The organism is Glaciihabitans sp. GrIS 2.15 (assembly GCF_035984695.1).
In the GTDB taxonomy this organism is placed as follows: domain Bacteria; phylum Actinomycetota; class Actinomycetes; order Actinomycetales; family Microbacteriaceae; genus Lacisediminihabitans.
The window spans coordinates 1-1,665 of sequence record NZ_JAXCHU010000033.1 but is presented as its reverse complement, the minus strand read 5'-3'; the positions used below and the strand labels follow the sequence as shown (position 1 = coordinate 1,665).

1 protein-coding gene is annotated in these 1,665 nt (G+C 63.9%); it reads right to left on the bottom strand.

The window, feature by feature from the left end; genetic code table 11:
* Positions 1 to 142 precede the first annotated feature (142 nt).
* The gene (locus RCH11_RS18065) at positions 143 to 1,540 is read right to left on the bottom strand and encodes an IS1380 family transposase (RefSeq protein WP_327058413.1); all 1,398 of its coding nucleotides are present in this window, start codon (positions 1,538 to 1,540) and stop codon (positions 143 to 145) included.
* Between the last annotated feature and the right edge of the window lie 125 nt (positions 1,541 to 1,665).

Genomic DNA, 1,665 nt, shown 5'->3' with positions numbered 1-1,665 from the left:
CTTAGCCTCGATCCACCGACCGACTCGGGGTGGCTGCCTGATTTCGATTTAGGTGGGATTGTTGGTCGCGGGCAGGACTGAGCGTCGGGCCTCGCTGCCCGTAGGTTCCACTTTTGTTGTCGGCGCCGGTTCGGCTGGTCGATCAGGTGGTTGTGGTCCGCGGTGGGCCGCAGGCCCGGCTGAACAGTGCTGTCCAGGCGGTTTCCCAGGGCCAGTCCGCTGGTAGGTGGAGTGTGATGCGCCGGGCTGAGGATGCGATCCTCGCCGGGACGCTGACCAGTTTCCGGCGGATGGTGGCCGTGGTCGCTTTGGCCAGGCCAGCGCCGGCGATCGTCGCCGCGGTCCTGGTGAGGTTGAAGGCCATCACGGCCAGGACCAGCCAGGCGGCGTTCGCGGTGAACACGCCCGAGGGCAGGTGCGCGAGGGCGCTGTTCTTCAGGTCCGCGTTGACCTGCTCGATGATGGCGTGGCCCCGATGTGTTTTGTCGGCGGCCACGGTGTCCAGGTCGCTGGTGGTGAAGAACGCGTGGAACCGGTGCGTGTCAAACAAGGTCGGGTGGTCTTGATCCTTCTTGTTCAGCTCCGGGATCCGGCGCACCACGAGGCGGCCAGTGATGTGTTCGCTTTGCTTCCGGGACGTGAACGCGGTGAACAGGATCTCGGCGACCTCGGCGTTCGAGATCCACGACTTGGTGTCCTCGTCGTAGATGGCATCGGTGTATTCGATGGTCTCCCAGGCGTCATCGGGAATGGTCGCGATCGCACGTTTCACGGCCAGGTCCATCCGGGCTGTGACCGACACGGCCGCGCCCGCATTGATCGCTGCGCTCATCGTGGCGTAACCGTAGAACGCGGAATCGGCGCGGAGCAGGACACGGGCGGAAGCCATGCCGTTGAGGCGTTTGATGGTCGCGAGGGCGTCGCGGACCATTCGGGCGGCGCCGCGCGGTGACCCGCACGCGCCCCGCCGTAAACGCTGCCCGACAATGATCGGCGCGGAAGCGTCCGTTTTCACCGTCGCGAGGAAAGCGTTGATGCCGCGGACCCCGGAGTATCCGTAGCCGGAGCCTTGTTTCTGATGACCGTGGACTTCGATGATGGTGTCGTCAACATCGAGGAACACGTATCCGGCGGCGTCGGTCTCGTAAACGAGTAGTGGGGCCTCAGCGGCGAGGCCCTTCAGGAACCGGGACGCGACCGCATCAAGCTGACGAACATGGCCGAAGGAGAACGCCCGCAGGAACGATCCCAGCGTCGAGGGTGCGTAACAGGCGCTGAAGACCTTCCGCATGCCGCCGTGGCGCAGCACAGCCATGTCATCGATGGAATCAGCGCCGGCGATCATGCCGCCCACGAGGGAAGCGACCTTCAACCCAGCGTTGGCGCCCTTGTCCGTCGGGACGCTCAACCACTGGTCGGCCAGACGGTGCAGGCCCGCTTTCTCGGCGAGTTTCAAGACCGGGACCAGACCCGCGGCCGACACGAGATTCGGGTCATCAAATGATACGGAGACAGCCCGCGCACTGTGGGAAACTTGCATCTACGAGATGCCTCTCTAATCGGTGCAATAGGACTCTAGACAAGCTCTATTTTCTCTGATCAGGAAGGCATTCTCGGTTTAACGCGCCGCTAGACACCCAGCCCGATCGGTGGATCGAGGCTTAG

Excerpts from the sequence above, each read along its gene's own strand:
- RCH11_RS18065 (WP_327058413.1), bottom strand. The coding sequence starts at position 1,540 with ATGCAAGTTTCCCACAGTGCGCGGGCTGTCTCCGTATCATTTGATGAC.